Source organism: Streptomyces sp. NPDC003393 (assembly GCF_053589015.1).
In genome coordinates this window covers 406,133-426,386 of record NZ_JBSFRB010000001.1, presented here as the reverse complement: position 1 = coordinate 426,386, position 20,254 = coordinate 406,133, and the positions used below count along the sequence as shown (strand labels likewise).

Sequence of the window (20,254 nt, the reverse complement as noted above, 5' to 3'; positions counted from 1 at the left end):
CGCGTTGTCGGGATCGCCCACGTACGCCCGGTACGAAGGCGACCCTCCGCCTTGCGATCGCACGCACCGGACGCCGGGGGGCCCGCCCTCCGGGCGGACGACGGGGCCTTCACAGCAAGCCCTAGATCGGCGGCGGCTCGATGTCGCACTCGATGCGCACACCGGCCGCGGCCGCCCGGCTCTCCGGATGGTCCGGGCCGAGTGTCGCGAGGTAGCGCCGACGCACCGAGGCCAGCAGCTCCTCACTGGCCTCCGCGTCGCCCGCAGCGGTCATGTCCAGGGCGGCGTTGGTCAGGGCGGCCAGCGTCGCCGGGTGCCGGTCGCCGTAGCGCGCCCGGAGTCTGCCGGCGCACTCCTCGCCCAGCGTCCGCGCCGCCTCCGGGTCGCCGGCCAGGGCCAGGTCGGTGGCCAGGTTGACTCGCGCGAGCAGCAGCCAGGGGTGGTCGTCGGACAGCGCCGCGGCGAGGGCGGCCACCGTCTCCTCGTCGACCCGGCGCGCCTCGGCGTGCTGCCCGGCGGCGCGCAGGGCCGCCCCGTGGTCGACGCCGGCCACGCCCGTCAACGGGTGCCGCGGGCCGAGCACCGCCCTGTAGCGGTGCAGGGCCTCGGCGCTGTGCTCGCGCGCCCCCTCCGGATCCCCGGTCACGCGAAGGTCGTTGGAGATGTTCGTCAGCGCCGCCAGGGTGTCGATGTGGTCCGGGCCGAAGTGCACCCGGTACAGCTCCAGCGCCTCCCGTGCCAGGGCCAGTCCCTGTTCCAGCTCGCCCGCCTTGCGGCAGGTCACCGACATGTTCTTGATGGCTCGCAGCGTGTGCGGGTGCTGGTCGCCGTACTGCTGGCGGTAGCGGGCCAGGGTGCTCGTCTGGAGGATCAGCGCGTCCGCGTAGCGGCCGCACTCGCGCATGTCACGGGCGACGTTGTTGATGGAGAACAGCGTCGAGCGGGCCGTCGGACCGAGGAGTTCCAGGCGGGCGTCGTGGATACGCTCGTCCAGCGCGAGCGCCTCCTCGTACAGGCCGTTGACGCGCAGACTCACGCTGTAGTTGTGGCCCACGGTCAGCACGTGCGGGTTACCCTCGCCGTGGCGCCCGACGCTGCGGTCGTAGGCGTCGCGGTCGAGGGCCAGCGCCTCACTGAAGCGGCCCGCCGCACGCAGGTCGGCGGCGGTGGCGCCGGCCACGGTCAGGGTGAACTCGTCGTCGTCGCCCAGCGTGGCACGCAGCCGCCGGAGCACGTCCTCGTTGATCCGCCGCGACTCGTCGAACTCGGCCAGCTGCCAGTGGGCGCTCGCCTGCTGACGGCGCGCCCACAGCGTCTGGACGTGGTCCGGGCCCAGCTCCGTGTGCCACACGTCGGCGACCTGGCGGGCCAGCTGGGCCGCGCCGCGGAAGTCGCCGCGGGCGATCACGTAGCCGAGGATGTTGAGCGCCGTGTCGCGGGTGTCGGCGTCCCCGCAGTGCAGCAGGCCGGACGGTTCCAGGTGGGGCAGGATGTCCGCGTAGTTGCGCCAGTTCTCCGGCCTTTGGGAGTCACCGGGATCGTGCGCACCGATGATCTGGTGGACCAGGTGGCGCAGCCGGGTGGCCTCGTCGGCGGACAGCTCGTCCCGCAGGACGCCGCCGAGCAGCCGGTGCACCTGGATCGTGCCGGTGGCCGGGTTGACCGTCAGCAGCGAGTACTGGTTGATGGCCCGGATCGCCCTGCCCCGGGCCAACTCGTCACGGGCGACGGGGGCGAGGTCGTCGGGCAGGTTCAGCAGCCGGGCGTCGCGCAGGAAGGACTGCGCGATGGGCTCGGGCCCGAAGAAGGCCAGCAACCGCAGCAGTTCCAGCGCCTGCGGGTGCTGCTCGCGCAGCAGGTCCACCGAGGTGCGCCAGGTCGCCGCGACGGGCCGGACGCCGGAGGCGGTGGGCTCCTCCAGCACCTCCCGGCGGCGGTTCTCCAGCAGGTCCAGATAGGTGCCGGTGTCGATCCCGGACTGGGTCAGGGCCGCGACCGAGTGCTCGAGCGCCAGCGGCAGGTCGCCCAGCGACTCGGCGAGCCGCTCCGCCTCCTGCGGACTGGTCCACGGAGTGCGTCGGCGCAGGAAGCCGATGCTCTCCTCCCGGGTGAACACATCCACCTGAAGGGCGTGGACCCGCTCCGCCCACCCGGAGTGCCGGGACGTCACCAGGACATGGCCCGCCCCGTCCGGAACGCCCAGCAGCGAGGGGATGTACGGCACGATGTCCTCGGGCGCCCCCGCGTTGTCCATCACCAGCAGCCAGCGTCGGAACGGGGTCCCGGTGGACATCGCCGCCAGCACCCGGTCCACGGGGTCGCCGGGACCGTCGGCCGCCGTGCCGAAGTCCGGGACCAGCGAGGCGAGTTGTTGCCGGATGACGGCCGGCTGCTCGGCGTCGATCCACCAGATCCGCTCGTACTCGGTGTGGTGGCGGTGCACGTACTCCACGGCCAGCCGGGTCTTGCCCACCCCGCCCATGCCGTACAGGGCGTACGGCAGGACGGCCGCCCGGTCGCCCGAGTTCAGCATGGCCCGCAGCCGGTCCAGCTCCTCCTCCCGGCCGGTGAAGTACGAGGCCTGGGGCAGCGGCATGGTCCGCGGCAGCCGGGCGGGCATCGGCGGCCGTGTGGCGCCGGCGCCGCCCTGCGGGTCCGGCCGATCGACGCCCGGAGCGGGGTGCGTCGTACGGGACGAGGCGGGATCCATCGACACGACCTCCATGCGCTGAGCCGGTTCCCTGGGGGGAGGAGTGGTGGGCGCTTCCTCTGCGCCGGGCGCGGCGGACCGACGCCCGCTGTCCTCCCCCTCGGCGGCCGTCCCCAAAGACGAGTGCGCCCGTGCGCGGGCCAGCGCGCCTCTGTAGGCCGGTCCGAGCGCCGCCAGGGCGGGCTCCGCCGCCGACAGCAGCTCGTGGTCGGCGTCGCCCAGCCCCGCCTCGTCCAGTTCGGCGGGCGCGGCCACCAGGGTGCCCAGGAGCCCGATGCGCGCGCCCATCACCCGCCCGGCGACCGCCGTCACCTCCTGGAGCGTGCGCAGGGTCTCGGTCCGTCCGAGGCCGCGCAGCAGCCGCTCGCGCACGCCGTCCAGAAACTCGTAGCGCGGCCCGTCGGCGCCCGTGCCGCCGTGCGCCGCCAGCAGCCCGCCGAGCAGGATCTCCGCGAACGGCAGCGGTCCGGTCGCCCGGCCCAGCAGCCGCTGCACCGCATCGACCACGTCCGGCCGCAGCGGGACCATCGCGAGCTGTGCGGCCAGCTTGCGCGCCTGCGGGGAGGCGTTGCGCAGGAAGCGGCGCACCGCCTGTTCGGCGGAGACGGGCCGCGGCCGGTGGTCCGGGGAGAGCGGCGGCAGGGACTCCGGCGCCAGGCCCTGCTCGTCCACGAGCAGGGCCGTCACATCGCTGTGCGCCGGCGCCTCGCCCGTCACCATGCGCGCCCAGCCCCCGAACCAGGCGCTCTCCAGTTCGAGCACCGGGACCGGCAGCGCGCGCGGGCGCACCCAGCGCCGGTTGCGGCGCAGCAGCAGGAGTGCGTTGGGCAGCCCGGCCGCCACGGCCCGCACCCGCAGATCGCGGGGGACCGCCTCGCACAGGTCCCACAGCCGGCTGGGCAGCGGCTGGAGCACCGCGACCGGCGCCTGCCGGGCCCACCGGTGCAGCAGCCGGGGCACGCTGCCCGAAGCCCAGGCGTCGCCCACGCAGTCGCTCATCAGCAGCACCAGCCGGCGCCCCTGCGGATGGAGCAGCTCCCCCGGGTCGCGCGCGGGGCCGCCCCGCTCCGAGCGCAACCGCGCCGACTTGCCGCCGCGGGTGTCCAGCCACCAGATCCGTACGTCGGCGAACGCGCCCTGACGGCGCAGGAGTTCGGCGAGCTCGTGCGCGACGCCGCGCCACAGGGCCATGGACACGCTCTGCTCGACGACGAGGGCGACCTCGAACCACCGGTCCGGCACGTCCACCAGCACCGGGGTCCACCGGCCCAGCTCGGCCGACCGCACCGCGGTCTGCTCGTCGTCCAGGGTGGAGCGGTGGCGGGAGGGGATCCGGCGGTTGAAGGGACGCAGGGTCCGGGCGAAGCGCAGGGGGTCGCGCAGGACGCCGGGGCGTGTGTCGATGTCGAACAGCAGCGGGGCACCGGCCGGGGAGCCGACCGGGGAACCCATGTCGTGCAGCGGGCCGCGGGCCAGTCGCCCCGAGGCCGTCCCGAGCAAGGGCACGGCGGCGGGCGTGTCCCCCGTGTCAACCGTGTCACGCCGGGGCCGCGCCGGCTCCGTGGCCGGCGCGCCGGAACCACCCGGACCGCCCGGCCGGGGTGCGCCGGGCAGGTCGAGCTCCGGGGCGGCCTCGGTCCCGGCGGTGAGCGGAGGCCGCGAGGCCGCCTCCGGCGGGGAGCCGTCGGCGCCCCGGGCGTTCGGGAGGTGCTCGGGGGTGTAGACGGCGCTCGTCGCCGGCGCGTCCGCCTGCGCGGCCCGTTCCGACAGTGCGCCGTCGGCCGCCCCGATGCGCTCGGTCAGCCAGAGCGCCTCCGCCCACTCGCGTGCCGTCGGCGCCGAACCCGCACGGCCGGTCATGGCGAGGAGTCCGTCGCCAGGCTGCGCCACAACGCGGCCCGCAACTGCGTCCAGGACGCCTCGTCGGCGTCGGCGGCGCCGTTCGTCAGCATGTGCACGGTGTTCAGGAGCTGGTCGGCGGCGAGCGAACCGTCGCCGCGCTCCTTCAGGAACGAACGGACCAGCTGCCGTGTGCGCGCATCCGTCTGGGGGCCGAAGTGCGCCTCCACCATCGCGGCCAGCCGCTCCTCGTCCGGGGCGGCGAGTTCGACCTCCAGACACCGGCGGCGGAAGGCGGGGGAGAAGGCTCGCTCCCCGTTGCTGGTGATCACTACGATCGGGAACTCCGAGCAGCGCACCCGGCCGTCGCGCACCACCACGGGTAATCCGTGGTCGGCGGTGCCCACGCTCGCCTCGCGGCGGGACTGACCGAGCCGCTCCAGTTCCCGGATCCGGTACTCGCCCTCCTCGAAGATGTGCAGCAGGTCATTGGGCAGGTCGATGTCGCTCTTGTCCAGCTCGTCGACGAGCAGCACCCGCGGGCGCTTCCACGGCAGCAGCGCGGTGCCGAGCGGACCGAGCGTCAGATAGCGTCCCACGTCGGGCAGCGGCCCGCGCTCCGCGCCGGGGGCCGCCGCCGTCGGCGTGTCCTGCACCCGGCCGATCGCGTCGTAGTCGTACAGCCCGTCACGCAGGGTGGTGCGGCTGACGACGGGCCACCACAGCACCCGGCCCAGGCCCAGTTCGGCGGCGATCTGGTGGGCGAGGCTGGACTTCCCGGTGCCCGGCTGCCCGGTGACCAGCAGCGGACGGCGCAGCAGGATCGCCGCGTTGACGACGTCGACGACGGCGTGGTCCAGGGTGCCGGGCCGGCGCGAGCCCAGCTTGCGTTCGACGTCCGTGTGGTCGCCCGGGTCGGGGATGTCGAGCGGTGGGCTGTCGGTGGCCGGCCTGAAGCGCCGCCACGGCGGCGGGACGGGCAGCGGAGGCAGCGGGTCGGACGGCGCGTGCTGCGCGCCGTTGTCCCGGAACACCCACCACGCGGGAGGACGGGGATGCCGCGCCTCCTGCTGGTCGGTCGACTCCCCGCTCATGGATGGCCACCCCCGGTCCGCGGATGCCCGAGCGCGGCCTCCGCCCCCTCCAGTCCGTCTTGGCTGTCCCACACTAGGGTGACGTGGCGATGCAGGTCCAGCTTCACCGCTGCGCCGCCGCCCGGACCGACGCCCCGCAGATGTCGTACCCGGTCGGGCAGCGCATCCAACCTCCCGGCCAGCACTTTCCACAACTGCGGCCGGGCCTCGGCGTGGTGGCCCTGGCGGCGCAGCGCGACGATGGCCGGGATGCCGACCTCCAGCAGAACGTACACCGGGTCCGCCGCCGGGTCGCCGTCCCACGGCGGGGGTTCCAGCAGCACGAAGCAGAACGGGGTCTCACCGTCTCGCAGCTCGGTGAGCAGCTCGTACGGGGCGGGGACACCGCCCGGCGCGACGTAGCGCACGGCGGGCGCCTCGAAACCGCCGTCCGGGTTCGAGTGCAGCCAGGCCAGGCGGCGGTGCAGGGCGGGCCACCAGTACCGCTTGTGGAACCGGTCTCTACTGCGCACCAGCACAGTGTGATCGGCTCCGATCGGCCGCGCCACCGAACCCGCCGGTCGCACCGGGAACTGGTCCACATCCAGCCACAGCAGCGGTCTGGGCAGCAGGAACTCCACCCGCAGCCCGGCGCTCAGCTCACCCAGCCGCTCCAGCACTGTCTGGTGCAGTGCGGCGACGGTCTCCTCCAGCGCGCCGCGCGAGGTCACCCGGCAGTCGGCGAGCAGCGAGGCCGGCCCCTCCCGCGTGGCCAGCAGCCAGCCCCGTACGTGGTACTCCTCGGGGGCGGCCGGATGCGCCACGATCTCCACCAGCAGACGGGACGGGTCGAAGGGCCGCCCCACGCGTGCCGCCTCCCGGGCCCGGGCCCACTGGAGGACCTCCTGAGGGCAGCCGATGCGGTGCGCGACCTTGTCGCTCCAGTCCCGCAACTCCGCATCGAGCGGCGGCGGCTGGCTGACCGCCACGGCCTCGACGAACGACAGCAGCGGGTGCGCCTCGTCCTCCAGTACGAGCGTGTCCTCCAGCGCGTCGAGCAGCGCCCCCGGCGCCTCCGACCCGCCGGCGTCGCCGTCGCCCGGCGGCAGGAACGGCAGGAACCGCAGGGCGGCCGGCCCGAGCCGCGTACCCGGCGCGCACGTCGCCAGCAGGGCGCACAGCTCCTCGCGCTCGGTGTGCGTGAGCAGCCGCTCCGGGTACAGCCGCAGGTACATCTGCTCCACCGCCGCCCACGCCAGGGTGCCGGTACGCCCGCTGCCCAGCGTGTCGAGGTAGAAACGCAGCCCGTCGGGGTAGCCGTCGCACTCCCGCAGCGTCGCGTAGAGGTCCTCCCGGAGGATTCCCGACGGCTCCCCGCCCTCCAGCGGTCCGAAGTGCTCGGCGAACGCCTCCGCGGCCCGCCGCAGCGGACGCTGGTGGCCGAGCCCCGGGATCCGCGCGATCAGACCCGCCAGCTCCCAGAACAGGTCCGTGCGCGGCGTGGCGGCACCCGTCATGACGCCGGCCCCGGCACGCCGCGCAGCCGCAGGACGACCCGTTCGAACTCGCGCATCGGCAGCGAGCCCCGTTCGTACCAGCGCAGCGCGGCGGCGAGCCGGTCGATGCCGTCCGCGTACTGGAGGCACAGTTCGACGACCCCGCGCACGTCCTCGATCAGCACCGGCGACCGCTCGGCGAGGCCGAAGATCTCCTCGCCGGTGTCGCGCAGCACGCTCTCCCGGCGCCGCGGGTCGCGCATGCTCGGCACCTTCACCAGAGCGGTCGTCAGTTCACGGTCGGCGCCCGGCGGCCAGGCGGGCGCGGGCACGGGGGCCTGCGCGCCGTCCAGCGCGTCGCCCAGCAGCGGGCAGTAGCGCACGACGGCCTCGACCGGGATCATCCAGGCGACGCGCGAGCCGGCGGGGCGCCGGGCGGCCACGACGATGCCGATGACGTCCCCGCTGTCGTCGACGACACCGGCCCCGCTGTATCCGCCCCGCACCCGCTCGTCGGCCGGGTCCGGGCTGTCCAACTGCACCCAGTCCGGGCTCAGCCCGCCCGCTCCCCGCAGCCGGGCCGTCACCCAGACGCCGGGACCGGCCGCCGAGGCCTGCCCGAACACCCGTACCTCGCGACGTCGTACGGGGCCGCAGGGGCGCAGCCGCGCCGGGACGCAGTCGGACGGCGCCGGGCCGCTCAGCGTGAGCACCGCGACGTCCGCGCGTTCCCGGTCGGGCGGGGCCCAGCCCTGCGGCAGTACCCAGCCGTGCGACGGGTCAGCGGTCACGGACCCCGGATGGTCCAGGGCGACACGTCGTTCCCCGGGACTTTCTCCCTCGCCCAACTCCAGTGCGGCCTGCACGACATGAGCACATGTCAGCACCCGCCCCCCGTCCACCAGAACACCCGATCCCACCGGTGTGTTGTCCGCGCCGAGAATCCGAACACGCCATGAGTCCTCGATCGACTGCGACACCCCGCGCCCCGTTCGCTCCGCCTTTGCACGATGTTGTCAGACAACCGCTCCTGGTAACAGTTGTGCGCCGGAATCCGGTTTCCGACCCCGGGCACGCCCGGGAGGCGCCGTCGCGTGCGACGTGCACCGTTCCGCCCCCGGTGTCGTGCCCGGTGACGGGGTGATCCACGCGCGCCGGCGGGGTGTTCGTCCGGCCGTTCCCCTGACGCCGCCGGCAGCGGCCGGCGGCGCCGGTGTCGTCAGAGGGCCGGCAGCCTGCGCAGCCAGTCCGCGCGGGCGGCCCGCGCGGCCCGGGACAGGGCGGCCTGCGGGGCGATGCCGTCGAAGCCGTGGAAACCGCCGGGCCAGACGTGGAGTTCGGCGACGCCCCCGGCCCGCCAGATGCGGGAGGCGTAGGTCACCACCTCGTCGCGGAAGGTCTCGGCGGAGCCGACGTCGAGGAAGGCCGGGGGCAGGCCGGAGAGGTCCTCGGCGCGGGCCGGCGCGGCGTACGGCGACACGTTCGGTCCGCCGCGGCGGTCGCCGAGCAGCGCCGTCCACGCGGTCTCGTTGGCCGTGCGGTCCCAGACGCCGGCGCCCGCCATCTGGTGCGCCGACGGCGTGTCGTTGCGGTCGTCGAGCATCGGGGACATCAGCATCTGGTCCATCGGCCGCGGTCCTCCGGTGTCCCTCAGCAGCAGCGCCAGCGCGGCGGCGAGTCCGCCGCCGGCGCTCCCGCCGACGAGCACGATGCGGTCCGGGTCGCAGCCGAGTTCCCGCGCGTGTTCCGCTGCCCACAGCAGGCCCGCGTGCACGTCGCGGACCGGCGCGGGGTGCGGGTGCTCCGGCGCCAGCCGGTACTCCACCGACACCACGGCCGCGCCCACCTCCTGCGCCCACTCCAAAGCAGCTCGTCCAGGAGTTCCACGGCGGCACTCCGCCGGGCGGTCGCGGTGTCCTCCGGCGCGAACCCGGGCCCCACCAGGCCATCGGTCTCCTCAAGGGCGGCGGCGAGTTCGTGGTCGAACGGGGGCGGGACCGGCGGCATGGCGCCTCCTCGGGCGGATCGCGGTGCGCGGCGGCTCGTACGGCCGTCGGGTGGGCGCACACGCGCCGTCGGCTCCACGGACGTACACGTGCCGTCGCGCGGCGGACGTGCCTTGTCCCTGTACCCGCCCACGAGGCGCGGACGCCGCCGCGCGGCGGACATGTCCCGCCGACCGGCGGGCGGCCACCGGCCCTTCCGGATGGTCCTGCCGGCCGCTTCGCCCGCCGGGCCGTCCGGCGTGTCGTGATGCGGGGCCGAGAGCGTGCTTGAACGCGGTGAGGGGCCTGAGCGTTCGGCTCAGGCCCCTCACCGCGTTCGTCTCCGTCGGGTCAGGCGGCGACGGTCTCGCCGGCGTGGCCGTGCAGGCGGGCGACGACCTCGGTCAGCTGGGCGGCGACCTCGGCGTCGTCGACCGGGTGGGTCTCGGCGAAGCGGGTCACGGAGCCGGGGATGGACAGCTTGATGTCCTCGATGACCTTGCCGCCGGCGATGCCCACGGCCTTGCGGGCCTCGTCCTGGGCCCAGACGCCGCCGTACTGGCCGAAGGCGGTGCCCACCACGGCGACGGGCTTGCCGCCGAAGGCGCCGGCGCCGTGCGGGCGGGACAGCCAGTCGATGGCGTTCTTCAGCACGGCCGGGATGGTGCCGTTGTACTCGGGGGAGAAGAGCAGGAAGGCGTCGGCGGCCTGCGCCGCGGCGCGCAGCCTGGCGGCGGGGGCCGGCACGTTGCCCTCGACGTCGATGTCCTCGTTGTAGAACGGGATCTCGGCCAGGCCCTCGAACAGCTCGACCTCGGCGCCCGTGGGGGCGAGCTTGACCGCCGCCTCGGCGAGCTGGCGGTTGTGCGAACCGGCACGAAGGCTACCGACGAGCGCGAGGATGCGAACAGACATGCGAACTCCAAATGGGGGCTGAAACACTGCCGTGACGATCCGGACCGGGGTCCGTTTAATTTTCTACCAGACTAACCGGACCACGGTCCAGTTTCATTCCCGATGCTTTACCCTGACTCCATGTCCAGCGCCCTCCCGCCCTTCCCCACGCCTCCGGAGCCCGTGGAGAACACACCGGTACTGCTGGAGCTCGGCACCGGTATGGCCGAGCCCTGCCTGCGCGCCGACGCCGCGCGCAACCGTGCCCGGCTGCTGGACGCGGCCGCCCGCCTGGTCGCGGAGCACGGCGCGGGCGGCGTCACGATGGAGGCGGTCGCCGCGGCCGCACAGGTGGGCAAGGGTACGGTCTTCCGCCGCTTCGGCGACCGAAACGGCCTGCTCACGGCGCTGCTGGACCACTCCGAGCGGAAGTTCCAGGCGTCCTTCCTCAGCGGCCCGGCCCCGCTGGGTCCCGGCGCGCCGCCGGTGGAGCGGCTGCGCGCGTTCGGCTGCGCCGCGCTGCGCCGCGCCGCCGACGACCTGGAGCTGCAACTGGCGGCCGAGCCCGGCCCCGGCCGCCGCTTCCTCCTCCCGCCCCGCCAGGTGCGCTACGGCCACGTGCTCATGCTGCTGCGGCAGGTGGTCCCGGAGGCGGACTGCGAACTGCTCGCGCAGACGCTGATGGGCTACCTCGAACCCGCCCTGATCCATCACCTGACCCGGCAGTGCCAGATGCCGATGGACCGGTTGCAGGCGGGCTGGTTCGACCTCGTCGAACGCGTGACCGGCAGCGGGGGCGCCCGCTGAGAGCGTGGGGTCCACCGGGAGCCTGAGAGCGCTCGCCGGCGCCGCGACCATGCGCCGTCGGCGCCGGCCGGCGCAGCCGTGGTGAGCACGGAACCGTCCGCGAGACTCATCTCGTGCCGGCCCCGCCCAGCGGCCCCGCGCCCCTGCCCGGCCCTCTTCCAGCGGCCGCGCGCCCCCTGCCCGGGCCGCGCTCCGTGCCTTCTGCCAAGATGCGGTACGTCATGGTGCAGATACCAGAACCCGCCGCGTCCTCGTCACCCGCACCGCACTCCGTCCCCACGAGTGCCGATGTGGCCCGCCTGGCGGGCGTCTCGCGCGCGACCGTCTCCTACGTCCTGAACAACACCGGCGCCGTACGCATCAGCGAACCCACCCGCCGCCGGGTCCACGAGGCCGCCAGGGAACTCGGGTACGTCCCCCACGCCGCCGCGCGCAGCCTGCGCGCCGGGCACACCCGGATCGTGCTGATGCCCGCCCCCGCCTTCGCGCCCGGCCCGCTCTACAGCAGGTACCTCAACGAACTCCAGTGGGCGCTCGGCCGCCTGGACTACACCGTGGTGCAGCACGGGCGCGTCGGCCTGGACGGCGACGAGGCCGTTCGCGCCTGGGCCGAGTTACGGCCGGTCGCCGTCCTGGTCCCCGGGGCCGGGATAGGCCCGGTCGGCGTCGCCGTGCTCAAGCGCTCCGGTGCCCGCGCCGTCGTCACCCTCGGACCCGAACCCGTGGACGGCGCCCACGCCCTGCTGATGGACAACGAGAGCGTCGGTCACCGCGCGGGCGCCCACCTCCACGCCCGCGGCCGACGCCGGATCGGTGTGGTCGTGCCCGAGGAAAGCGGCCTCGACATCTTCTCCCGACCCCGGCTGGCCGGCGTACGGCACGCCCTGCGCGGCACCGACGGGACCGTGACCGAACTGCCCCTCGGCTACGACGAGGAGTCCGCGGCCCGCCTCGCCACCCGCTGGCCCGGGCTGGGTCTGGACGCGGTGTTCGCCTACAACGACGAGTACGCGATGCTGCTGATGCGCGCTCTGCAGGACCACGGCGTGCGCATCCCCGAGGACACGGCCGTGCTCGGCGCCGACGACCTGATGCTCGGCCGGCTGCTGCGGCCCCGCCTGAGCACCGTGCACATAGACCTGCCCTCCGGCCGCTACGTCGCCGACCTCGTCGACCGGGCCGTACACCACCCGGGCGCGGGACTCGAACGGCGGACGGTGCTCGGCGCGACGGTGGTGCAGCGCGAGTCCACCTGACCCCCGGCGCCGGGGGACGGACCCGCCGACGGGCAACCGGTCAGGTCATGAAAGACGGGCCCGTCACGAGGACGGGCCCGTCACGAGGAAAGGCTCTACTTCCCGTCAGAGCCGGTCTGCTCCTGCCCCTGCTGCTCGGCGACGGCCTTGCGGACCTCGTCCATGTCCAGCTTGCGGGCCTGGCCGATCACGTCCGCCAGGGCGGCCTCGGGCAGCGCTCCCGGCTGCGCGAACACGGCCACCTGGTCGCGGACGATCATCAGCGTGGGGATGGACTGGATACCGAAGGCTGCCGCCAGCTCCGGCTGCGCCTCGGTGTCGACCTTGCCGAACACCAGGTCCGGGTTGTCCTCGGCCGCCTTCTCGTAGACCGGGGCGAACGAACGGCACGGCCCGCACCAGGACGCCCAGAAGTCGATGAGAACGAACTCGTTCTCGGTGACCGTCTGGTCGAAGTTCTCCTTGGTCAGCTCCACGGTGCTGCTCATGGCGTATTCCCTCTTCCTGGTGTGGGGACGTACTCCCTGGTTCGAAGACCAGGGCGTCGGCACAACACGGCCGACCCTACGGGTATTCCGCGCGCGTACCCGTGTGGCCACGGCGCACACCACCCACCAGACTGACGTCATGACGGAAACGGAAACCATCGCGTACGACGTCGTGGTGCTGGGCGGCGGACCCGTGGGGGAGAACGTGGCCGACCGCACCCGCGCGGCCGGCCTGTCCACCGCGGTCGTGGAGAGCGAGCTGGTCGGCGGCGAGTGCTCCTACTGGGCGTGCATGCCCAGCAAGGCCCTGCTGCGCCCGGTCATCGCACGTGCCGACGCCCGCCGCCTGCCCGGTCTGAGCCAGGCGGTGCAAGGCCCCCTCGACGTGGCCGCGGTCCTCGCCCGCCGCGACGAATACACCTCCCATTGGCACGACGACGGCCAGGTGAGGTGGCTGGAGGGCGTCGGCGCCGACCTGTACCGCGGCCACGGCCGCCTCGCCGGCCCGCGCACGGTCACGGTGACCGGCCCGGACGGCGGGCAGGTGACGCTGACCGCCCGGCACGCCGTCGCCGTGTGCACCGGCACCGGCGCCAAACTGCCCGACCTGCCCGGTCTCGCCGAGGTCCGGCCGTGGACCAGCCGCGAGGCCACCTCCGCCAAGGAGGTGCCCGAGCGGCTGATCGTGGTCGGCGGAGGCGTGGTCGCCACCGAGATGGCCACCGTGTACCAGGCGCTGGGCTCCCAGGTCACCGTCCTGGTCCGCGGCAAGGGGCTGCTGCCCCGGATGGAGCCCTTCGCCGGTGAGCTGGTCGCCGAGGCGCTCGCGGAGGCGGGTGCCGACATCCGCACCGGCACCTCGGTGGAGTCGGTGACCCGGGAGAACGGCACCGTCGTGGCCGTCACCGGTGCGGGCGACCGGATCGAGGCCGACGAGATCCTCTTCGGCACCGGACGGGCCCCGCGCACCGAGGACATAGGGCTGAAGACCATCGGCCTCCAGCCGGGATCCTGGCTCACGGTCGACGACACGCTGCGGGTCGAGGGCAGCGACTGGCTCTACGCCTGCGGCGACGTCAACCACCGTGCCCTCCTCACCCACCAGGGCAAGTACCAGGCCCGGATCGCCGGCGACGCCATCGGCGCCCGAGCCGCCGGTAAGGCGCTGAGCGAGCCCGCCCCGTGGGGCCCGCACGCGGCCACGGCGGACCACCACGCCGTACCGCAGGTCGTCTTCACCGACCCGGAGGCCGCCGCCGTGGGCCTGTCGCTGGCGGAGGCCGAACAGGCCGGCCACCGGGTCCGCGCCGTCGACGTGGACCTCTCCTCGGTCGCCGGGGCCGGGCTCTACGGGGAGGGCTACCGTGGCCGCGCGCGCATGGTGGTCGACCTGGACGAGGGAATCCTGCTTGGCGTCACCTTCGTCGGCGCCGGCATCGGTGAGCTGCTCCACTCGGCGACCGTCGTCGTCGCCGGACAGGTCCCGGTCGACCGGCTCTGGCACGCGGTCCCGTCCTATCCGACGATCAGCGAGGTGTGGCTGCGCCTGCTGGAGGCGTACCGGGGCTGACGGCAGCGGCGGCGAGGCCCGTCACCGCGGCTCGAGCCTCCCTCACGGCAGCTCGAACCCGAGGGCCCGCGCCGCCTTATCGGGGGTCGGCTGCGCCCAGCGCGCGCCCAGCGTCTCGTTCGAGGACAGGGAGCGCAGCTCGGCGCGGTCGAGGTAGAGGATGCCGTCGAGATGATCGGTCTCGTGCTGCACGATACGGGCGGGCCAGCCGGTGAACACCTCGTCCACCGGCCGGCCCTGCTCGTCCTGCGCGCGCAGCCGCACCTCGGCGTGGCGGGCCACCACCGCCTGCCAGCCCGGCACGCTGAGGCAGCCCTCGTAGAACGCGGCCCGTGCCGCGCCGACCGGCTCGTACGACGGGTTGACCAGCACGCGGAACGGTTGGGGCACCCGCCGCCGGGCCCGTCGCACCTCCTCTTCAACCGGCGCCGGATCCTCCAGGACGGCGATCCGCAGCGGAACACCCACCTGGGGTGCGGCCAGTCCCACGCCGGGCGCCGCGTGCATGGTGACGCGCAGCGCCTCGACGAACCTGGCCAGCAGCGCCGGCTCCAGTTGGCCGTCGAACGGCTCGGCGCCGCGCCGCAGCACCGGATGACCGGCCGTCACCACGGGCAACGGCCCGCCCGCCGCGAGAAGTTCCTCGACCCGCTCGGCGACGGGCGCGGGCGCATGGGGACGTTCCATCGCGCCAGCATGCCACGGCCCCTACCGGACCCGTCGCACCGTCACCTTCCTGCTCACACGTCCGTGAACTCACCCGCGAATGCCGAGGCGATGCGCAGGTGCGGCGCGGCCTCCTCGTGGCGTCCCTGCCGTTGGAGGGTGCGCCCGAGCATCAGCCGTGCGTAGTGCTCCACCGGGTCACGCTCCACGATGACCCGCAGCTCGGTCTCGGCGCGGCGCAACTGGGCCGAGTGGTAGTAGGCGCGAGCCAGCAGCAGCCGCGGTCCGGTCTGCTCCGGCACCTCCTCGACCAGTCCGTCCAGGACGCGGGCCGCTCCGGCGTAGTCCCTGGCGTCGAAGAACAGCTGCGCGCGCTCCCAGCGCTCGGCCGGTGTTCCGTGGTCGTAGTACGTCGTGTTCACGCATGACCTCCTTCGGTGTACCGGAACCGAGGCGGGTAGTTGAATATTCCACCATGCGGGAAGGGGGGCTGTCCGGAGGACCGGAGCCGGAGGTCAGGCGGTGAGTGCGGCGAGCTCCGCGTCGGCCCGCTCGGTGACCGTGGTCAGGACGCGGGCAGCGGCCGCCAGGTCCTCGGCGGGGATGCCGGTGTAGATGCGGGCGGAGATCTCGGCCGTCTCGGCGCTCGCCCCGGCGTAGAACGTCCGCCCGGCGTCGGTGATCCGCAGCCGCGGACCCTCGGCCGCCAGCAGCCCCTTGGCGATCAGCCGCCCGACGACCTCGCGCACTTCGGCCTCGTCGGCCTTGAGGGCGGCGGCGGTACGGCCCACCAGTCGGTCGTGCTCGACGGGGCCGTCGGCGACGGCGACCGGCCGCAGGGTCACCATCTCCTGGAAGGTGACCTGGTGGCGGGAGAGCACCTTCTCCAGCACAGCTCGCGCGGCGTAGTGGGCCACGCCGATGAGGCGGCTGTCCATGGCCGGGGAGGCGGCGGGTGTGGAGGCGGGGGAGGTGGTGGTCATGACTGCTCCTTCTCGGGCTCGTTGTTCTGGCCGAACGGGTCAAGAGGTGCGTCGAGCAGGGTCGCCAGCTCGCGGGAGAACGCCTGTGCGCGTGGGCTGCCGGGGCCGCCGAGGGGCGCCAGCAGCTGCCGCAGGAGCCCCTGGACGACCTCGATCGCCCGACCGGTGACATCCCGGCCGCGCTCGGTGAGTGCGAGCTGGACGGCGCGCGGGTCCTTCGGGTCCCGGGTGCGCTCGATCAGCCCCGCGGACTCCAGGCCGCGCGCCAGCTTGGACACGTAGAGGGGCTCCAGCCCGGTGTGGTCCGCCAGGCGCCGCTGGCTGGGGCGCAGCCCGGAGCGCTGCATGCCGTACAGCGATGCCACCAGCGAGTACTGGGCGTGGGTCAGCCCCAGTGGGGCGACGGCGCGGTCGACCGCCACGCGCCACTTCATGGACAGACGCCAGACCAGAAATCCGGGCGTCGCGCTCTCGGATGTCGTACCCATGGAAGATACCGTACATGGCTACTATGTACATGGCTACTATCTGTCTCGGTCGCTGTCTCTTCCGGGGGCGCGCGGGCGCGGTGGCGGCTCGCCGAGGGCGGAGACCGGCCCGCGCCTCACGGGGCCCCGCGTGACGGCCTGACGGAACCGCTGCGCCGGGACTAGGTTGTGGCCATGAGCAATCTCGACCGCGAAGCGGTCCCCGCCGTGTGCGGCGGCCGTGGTTTCGTGGTGGCGGAGCCGGTGCGCGAACTTCTCAGCCCGCGCCATGTCACGCTCGGCGAGTCCACGGAGGTCCGACGGCTGCTGCCCAACCTGGGCCGTCGCATGGTCGGCGCCTGGTGCTTCGTCGATCACTACGGCCCGGACGACATCGCCGACGAGCCCGGCATGCAGGTGCCCCCGCACCCGCACATGGGCCTGCAGACGGTGAGTTGGCTGCACGAGGGAGAGGTGCTGCACCGCGACTCGACCGGCAGCCTCCAGCTGATCCGCCCCGGCGAACTGGGTCTGATGACCTCCGGCCGGGCCATCAGCCACTCGGAGGAGAGCCCCCGGTCGCACGCCCGCTTCCTGTACGGCGCACAACTCTGGGTCGCGCTCCCGGACGCCCACCGCCGGACCGACCCGCACTTCGAGCACCACGCCGACCTGCCCACCGTCACGGCACCCGGCCTGGCCGCCCGGCTGATCCTCGGCGACCTCGACGGCGCCACCTCACCCGGCACCACCTACACCCCGATCATCGGCGCCGACCTGGCCCTCACCCGCGGTGCGGACGTACGCCTCCCGCTGGAGCCCGACTTCGAGTACGCCGTGCTGTCCATGTCCGGCGAGGCCCACGTCGACGAGGTGCCACTGCTGCCCGGCTCGATGCTCTACCTGGGCTGCGGCCGCGGCGAACTCCCTCTGCGCGCCGAGTCCGACGCGGGCCTCATGCTCCTGGGCGGCGAGCCCTTCGAGGAGGAGCTGATCATGTTCTGGAACTGGATCGGACGGTCGCAGGAGGAGATCGTAGAGGCCCGCAGGGACTGGATGGACGGGACGCGGTTCGGGGAGGTGAAGGGGTACGACGGGGATCCGCTGCGTGCACCTGAACTGCCGGCGACGACGCTGAAGCCGCGGGGAAGGGTGCGCTGACCTGCGGAAACCGCTGAAGGACAGGTGAGCGCAGTCGATCTGCCGTCGTGCGTCGTCTCCCGTGGTCCCCTCGTGTGCGCGAGGGTGGCTGGGTATGCGGCACACTCGATGCCGGTGCCGCGCCATACCACGGTGTGTCCGTCCGTGGGGGCAGTGGCGGGACTCCCGCCGACCCTTCGCTCACTCCACTGACAGGACATCAGATCGAGGTGAGTGGTTCGTCTCCCACCTCCGCGGCGGTGGGGATGGTCTCGCAGGCCGGGTGGCCACCGGACGGATTCCGGCCCGGCGGGCGACCGAGTCCACTCCGGCAGGGCGATTCGGCACTCAACCTGTCGATTGCCGGAGTTCCACACGATGTGACGGGCCAACCGGCGCGCATGGCAGCCGTGGTCCTACGCGGCCGACCTCCGGTCGCCCATGTCACGGGACCGCAGGCCCGTCCGCCAGGTTGCGGGACGCCGGATTGTGGCGAAGGTGGAGTCATACGGCCGAGGAGAGCTGAAGGACGCGCGGCTCGTCCGTCGCCCGCACGGCCGGGGAGGAGACGCTGGGCATGCCTGACACTCCGCACATCGTGAGCGATGTGATGACTCAGGCGGTGGTGGCCGTCGGGCGCGACGCGTCCTTCAAGGAGATCGTCCAGACCATGGAGCAGTGGAAGGTCAGCGCGCTGCCGGTCCTGGAGGGTGACGGCCGCGTCATCGGTGTGGTGTCCGAAGCCGACCTGCTGCCCAAGGAGGAGTTCCGTGAAGGCGTCACAAGCCTCTTCGAGCAGCGTCAGCGCCTGTCCGACCTCGCCAAAGCAGGAGCTGTGACCGCCGGGGAACTCATGAGCACGCCCGCCGTCACGGTGCACCACGACGCCACCCTGGCCCAGGCGGCCAGGACCATGGCCGTCAGGCGCGTCAAACGGCTCCCGGTGGTCGACGGCGAGGGCATGCTGCGGGGCATCGTCAGCCGCGCCGATCTGCTGAAGGTGTTCCTGCGGTCCGACGAGGACATCGAGGAGGAGGTGCGCCGCACCGTTGTCTCCTGCCTGTTCCCTGCCCTCAGCCACACCATCCATGTCACGGTGCACGAGGGAGTCGTCACCCTCCGCGGGCAGGTCCGCGACACCTCGCTCGTCTCGGTCGCGGCGCGCCTCGCCCGCGCCGTGGAGGGTGTGGTGGACGTCGAGCCCCGGCTCACGGGCGGGCCCCGGTCCGACGCGCCGGCCGCACCGGAAGGCGGGGCCTGACCGGTCCGTCGTGGAGGGGCCGGGTCGCAGTTCGACGGCGGCGGCTGCGCCGATGGCACGTTCGGTGTGAGAGGGCGCGAACCCGATGAGGGTGTCCGCCATGGTCGAAGGGGAGCCGGGACGATGGGCGCGGCGGAAGGGCCGGTCGGCCCGCATCGGCTGCCACGCTGCCTCGGCCGGTCTCCGGTGAGGGTGGGACCGGTGGTCCCTCACGCCCGGCCGACGCCGTGCTCACCATGGAACGCAGATCCTCCACCGGGCGAAAGACGGGTTGACTCATGTACCCCAACGATGGTTTCCGGGAACTCGGCCGCCAGGAGTGCCTGGGCCTGCTGGCCACGGTCCCTGTGGGCCGAATCGTCTACACGTGCCGGGCCCTGCCCGCGGTCGTGCCGGTCAACTTCGTAGTGGACGGTGACGGGGCGGTGCTGCTGCGCACCTCAGCGAGCTCGCGGCTGGCCCGTGCGGTCGACGGCGCTGTCGTCGCCTTCGAGGCGGACGTGGTGGACGCGGTCGCCTGCTCGGGCTGGAGCGTCGTCGTCACCGGTCGGGCCGTGATCCCGACCGATACGGCCGAGCTGGAGCGACTGGAACGGATCGGTCCGCGTTCCTGGGTTCCCTCACCCCAGGAGGTCTTCGTACGTATCGAGCCGGAACTGGTCACCGGGCGGGAACTCGTCCGCGGTCGCACGATGTACGGCTTGCACCTCTCCGCCTGAGCGCCGGTGCCAGGTCGGGTACCCGCCAAAGGGCCTCTGCCGCCGACGACCATCAGGATGCGCGACCCTCGACTGCGGATCTCCGGGGAAACAGGGCCGACCGGCCCTCGCCCTTCGGCCGGGATCCGACCAGGATCTCCCTACGAACACCGATACGGTTGACAAGTGGACACCGACGAGACTCGCGGAACCAGGGAGCAGTGATGGCGGACAGCAAGCAGCCCGGCCCCGACAACCCGATCCGGGTCTTCCTGCTGGACGACCACGAGGTGGTACGGCGTGGAGTGCGCGACCTGCTCAACGACGAGTCGGACATCGAGGTGATCGGCGAGGCCGGCACGGTGGAGCGGGCCCTGGTGCGTGTCCCCGCGTTGCGCCCGCAGGTGGCGGTGCTGGACGTCCGCCTGCCCGACGGCGACGGTGTGACCGTGTGCCGGGAACTGCGCTCGAAGATGCCCGAGCTCGCCTGTCTGATGCTGACCTCCTTCGATGATGAGGAGGCTCTGCTGGACTCGATCATGGCGGGCGCCTCCGGGTACGTCCTCAAGCAGATCCAGGGCTCGGACCTGGTGTCCGCCGTACGCACCGTCGCCGCCGGCCAGTCCCTGCTGGACCCCAGCGCCACCACCAAGCTGATGGCCCGGCTGCGTGGCGGCCGGCAGCACGAAGAGGAGCCGGACGGGCTGGGTGGTCTGACCGAGCGGGAGAGGGAGATCCTCGCGCTGATCGGCGAGGGCCTCACCAACCGCCAGATCGGCCAGCGGCTGTACCTCGCCGAGAAGACGGTGAAGAACCACATCTCCCGCCTGCTCGCCAAGCTCGGTGTGGAGCGCCGTATCCAGGCCGCGGTCATCGCCACGCAGGTCCAGGACCGGCAGAGGCAGGAAGGGCACTGAGGTC

Annotated in this window: 17 protein-coding genes and 1 pseudogene; 7 read left to right on the top strand and 11 right to left on the bottom strand. The window is 73.4% G+C overall.

Annotation, left to right across the window (positions count from 1 at the left end; genetic code table 11):
- Nucleotides 1-121: 121 nt before the first annotated feature.
- The 6 genes and pseudogenes from fxsT to ACWDUZ_RS01935 all read right to left on the bottom strand — a co-directional run bounded on the left by fxsT (nt 122) and on the right by ACWDUZ_RS01935 (nt 10,018).
- Nucleotides 122-4,570 (bottom strand): FxSxx-COOH system tetratricopeptide repeat protein, encoded by a 4,449-nt coding sequence (gene fxsT / locus ACWDUZ_RS01960; RefSeq protein ID WP_451629787.1) that lies wholly within the window; start codon nt 4,568-4,570, stop codon nt 122-124.
- On the bottom strand, nt 4,567-5,643 hold the full coding sequence (locus ACWDUZ_RS01955) for an AAA family ATPase (protein WP_451629786.1): 1,077 nt from the start codon (nt 5,641-5,643) through the stop codon (nt 4,567-4,569). Before ACWDUZ_RS01955 ends, fxsT begins: the two co-directional genes overlap by 4 nt.
- Entirely contained in the window at nt 5,640-7,139 is a 1,500-nt protein-coding gene (locus ACWDUZ_RS01950; protein WP_451629785.1) for a VMAP-C domain-containing protein, read from the bottom strand. Before ACWDUZ_RS01950 ends, ACWDUZ_RS01955 begins: the two co-directional genes overlap by 4 nt.
- Nucleotides 7,136-8,038, bottom strand: a complete 903-nt coding sequence (locus ACWDUZ_RS01945; RefSeq protein WP_451629784.1) for an effector-associated domain 2-containing protein — start codon at nt 8,036-8,038, stop codon at nt 7,136-7,138. The genes ACWDUZ_RS01950 and ACWDUZ_RS01945 overlap by 4 nt, the downstream gene beginning before the upstream one ends.
- A 299-nt stretch (nt 8,039-8,337) precedes the next feature.
- A pseudogene (locus tag ACWDUZ_RS01940) lies at nt 8,338-9,125 on the bottom strand (alpha/beta hydrolase fold domain-containing protein).
- 329 nt (nt 9,126-9,454) lie between these two features.
- A complete protein-coding gene (locus tag ACWDUZ_RS01935) occupies nt 9,455-10,018 on the bottom strand; it encodes an NAD(P)H-dependent oxidoreductase (protein ID WP_451629783.1) in 564 nt (187 codons plus the stop codon).
- Between the two features lie 120 nt (nt 10,019-10,138).
- Here ACWDUZ_RS01935 and ACWDUZ_RS01930 point away from each other — a divergent pair, with 120 nt between their 5' ends.
- A complete protein-coding gene (locus ACWDUZ_RS01930) occupies nt 10,139-10,804 on the top strand; it encodes a TetR/AcrR family transcriptional regulator (protein WP_451629782.1) in 666 nt (221 codons plus the stop codon).
- Nucleotides 10,805-11,025: 221 nt separating this feature from the next.
- A complete protein-coding gene (locus ACWDUZ_RS01925; RefSeq protein WP_451629781.1) occupies nt 11,026-12,060 on the top strand; it encodes a LacI family DNA-binding transcriptional regulator in 1,035 nt (344 codons plus the stop codon).
- Nucleotides 12,061-12,155: 95 nt separating this feature from the next.
- Here ACWDUZ_RS01925 and trxA read toward each other — a convergent pair whose 3' ends face one another.
- Nucleotides 12,156-12,548 (bottom strand): thioredoxin, encoded by a 393-nt coding sequence (gene trxA, locus ACWDUZ_RS01920; protein ID WP_451629780.1) that lies wholly within the window; start codon nt 12,546-12,548, stop codon nt 12,156-12,158.
- Between the two features lie 139 nt (nt 12,549-12,687).
- Between trxA and ACWDUZ_RS01915 the strand changes: the two genes are divergently transcribed.
- Nucleotides 12,688-14,118 (top strand): dihydrolipoyl dehydrogenase family protein, encoded by a 1,431-nt coding sequence (locus tag ACWDUZ_RS01915; RefSeq protein WP_451629779.1) that lies wholly within the window; start codon nt 12,688-12,690, stop codon nt 14,116-14,118.
- A 42-nt stretch (nt 14,119-14,160) separates the two neighbouring features.
- On the opposite strand, the gene ACWDUZ_RS01910 is transcribed toward ACWDUZ_RS01915, so the two are convergent.
- From ACWDUZ_RS01910 to ACWDUZ_RS01895, 4 genes are all read right to left on the bottom strand, one after another.
- Nucleotides 14,161-14,805, bottom strand: coding sequence for a peptide deformylase (locus tag ACWDUZ_RS01910; protein ID WP_451629778.1), 645 nt, complete (start codon nt 14,803-14,805; stop codon nt 14,161-14,163).
- A gap of 53 nt (nt 14,806-14,858) precedes the next feature.
- Complete coding sequence (locus ACWDUZ_RS01905; protein ID WP_451629777.1) at nt 14,859-15,206, bottom strand: tetratricopeptide repeat protein; 348 nt, start codon at nt 15,204-15,206, stop codon at nt 14,859-14,861.
- Nucleotides 15,207-15,299: 93 nt separating this feature from the next.
- On the bottom strand, nt 15,300-15,767 hold the full coding sequence (locus ACWDUZ_RS01900) for a MarR family transcriptional regulator (RefSeq protein ID WP_451629776.1): 468 nt from the start codon (nt 15,765-15,767) through the stop codon (nt 15,300-15,302).
- On the bottom strand, nt 15,764-16,255 hold the full coding sequence (locus ACWDUZ_RS01895) for a MarR family winged helix-turn-helix transcriptional regulator (protein WP_451629775.1): 492 nt from the start codon (nt 16,253-16,255) through the stop codon (nt 15,764-15,766). The genes ACWDUZ_RS01900 and ACWDUZ_RS01895 overlap by 4 nt, the downstream gene beginning before the upstream one ends.
- Before the next feature lie 174 nt (nt 16,256-16,429).
- Between ACWDUZ_RS01895 and ACWDUZ_RS01890 the strand changes: the two genes are divergently transcribed.
- The 4 genes from ACWDUZ_RS01890 to ACWDUZ_RS01875 all read left to right on the top strand — a co-directional run bounded on the left by ACWDUZ_RS01890 (nt 16,430) and on the right by ACWDUZ_RS01875 (nt 20,250).
- Nucleotides 16,430-17,395, top strand: coding sequence for a pirin family protein (locus tag ACWDUZ_RS01890; protein WP_451629774.1), 966 nt, complete (start codon nt 16,430-16,432; stop codon nt 17,393-17,395).
- Nucleotides 17,396-17,951: 556 nt separating this feature from the next.
- Nucleotides 17,952-18,635: a CBS domain-containing protein gene (locus tag ACWDUZ_RS01885; RefSeq protein WP_451629773.1), complete on the top strand. Its 684-nt coding sequence runs from the start codon at nt 17,952-17,954 to the stop codon at nt 18,633-18,635.
- A 278-nt stretch (nt 18,636-18,913) separates the two neighbouring features.
- Nucleotides 18,914-19,354: a pyridoxamine 5'-phosphate oxidase family protein gene (locus tag ACWDUZ_RS01880; protein WP_451629772.1), complete on the top strand. Its 441-nt coding sequence runs from the start codon at nt 18,914-18,916 to the stop codon at nt 19,352-19,354.
- A 203-nt stretch (nt 19,355-19,557) separates the two neighbouring features.
- Nucleotides 19,558-20,250 carry a response regulator gene (locus tag ACWDUZ_RS01875; RefSeq protein WP_451629771.1) on the top strand — a complete coding sequence of 231 codons (693 nt, stop codon included), beginning with the start codon at nt 19,558-19,560 and terminating at the stop codon, nt 20,248-20,250.
- The last annotated feature ends 4 nt before the right edge of the window (nt 20,251-20,254 follow it).

Bases quoted from the DNA above. Each gene is read 5' to 3' on its own strand.
- ACWDUZ_RS01875 (WP_451629771.1), top strand. From the start codon at position 19,558: ATGGCGGACAGCAAGCAGCCCGGCCCCGACAACCCGATCCGGGTCTTC.
- ACWDUZ_RS01910 (WP_451629778.1), bottom strand. From the start codon at position 14,805: ATGGAACGTCCCCATGCGCCCGCGCCCGTCGCCGAGCGGGTCGAGGAA.
- ACWDUZ_RS01955 (WP_451629786.1), bottom strand. From the start codon at position 5,643: ATGAGCGGGGAGTCGACCGACCAGCAGGAGGCGCGGCATCCCCGTCCT.
- ACWDUZ_RS01880 (WP_451629772.1), top strand. From the start codon at position 18,914: ATGTACCCCAACGATGGTTTCCGGGAACTCGGCCGCCAGGAGTGCCTG.
- ACWDUZ_RS01885 (WP_451629773.1), top strand. From the start codon at position 17,952: ATGCCTGACACTCCGCACATCGTGAGCGATGTGATGACTCAGGCGGTG.
- ACWDUZ_RS01950 (WP_451629785.1), bottom strand. From the start codon at position 7,139: ATGACGGGTGCCGCCACGCCGCGCACGGACCTGTTCTGGGAGCTGGCG.
- ACWDUZ_RS01935 (WP_451629783.1), bottom strand. From the start codon at position 10,018: ATGTCTGTTCGCATCCTCGCGCTCGTCGGTAGCCTTCGTGCCGGTTCG.
- ACWDUZ_RS01895 (WP_451629775.1), bottom strand. From the start codon at position 16,255: ATGGGTACGACATCCGAGAGCGCGACGCCCGGATTTCTGGTCTGGCGT.
- ACWDUZ_RS01925 (WP_451629781.1), top strand. From the start codon at position 11,026: ATGGTGCAGATACCAGAACCCGCCGCGTCCTCGTCACCCGCACCGCAC.
- ACWDUZ_RS01930 (WP_451629782.1), top strand. From the start codon at position 10,139: ATGTCCAGCGCCCTCCCGCCCTTCCCCACGCCTCCGGAGCCCGTGGAG.
- ACWDUZ_RS01915 (WP_451629779.1), top strand. From the start codon at position 12,688: ATGACGGAAACGGAAACCATCGCGTACGACGTCGTGGTGCTGGGCGGC.
- trxA (WP_451629780.1), bottom strand. From the start codon at position 12,548: ATGAGCAGCACCGTGGAGCTGACCAAGGAGAACTTCGACCAGACGGTC.
- ACWDUZ_RS01890 (WP_451629774.1), top strand. From the start codon at position 16,430: ATGAGCAATCTCGACCGCGAAGCGGTCCCCGCCGTGTGCGGCGGCCGT.
- fxsT (WP_451629787.1), bottom strand. From the start codon at position 4,570: ATGACCGGCCGTGCGGGTTCGGCGCCGACGGCACGCGAGTGGGCGGAG.
- ACWDUZ_RS01900 (WP_451629776.1), bottom strand. From the start codon at position 15,767: ATGACCACCACCTCCCCCGCCTCCACACCCGCCGCCTCCCCGGCCATG.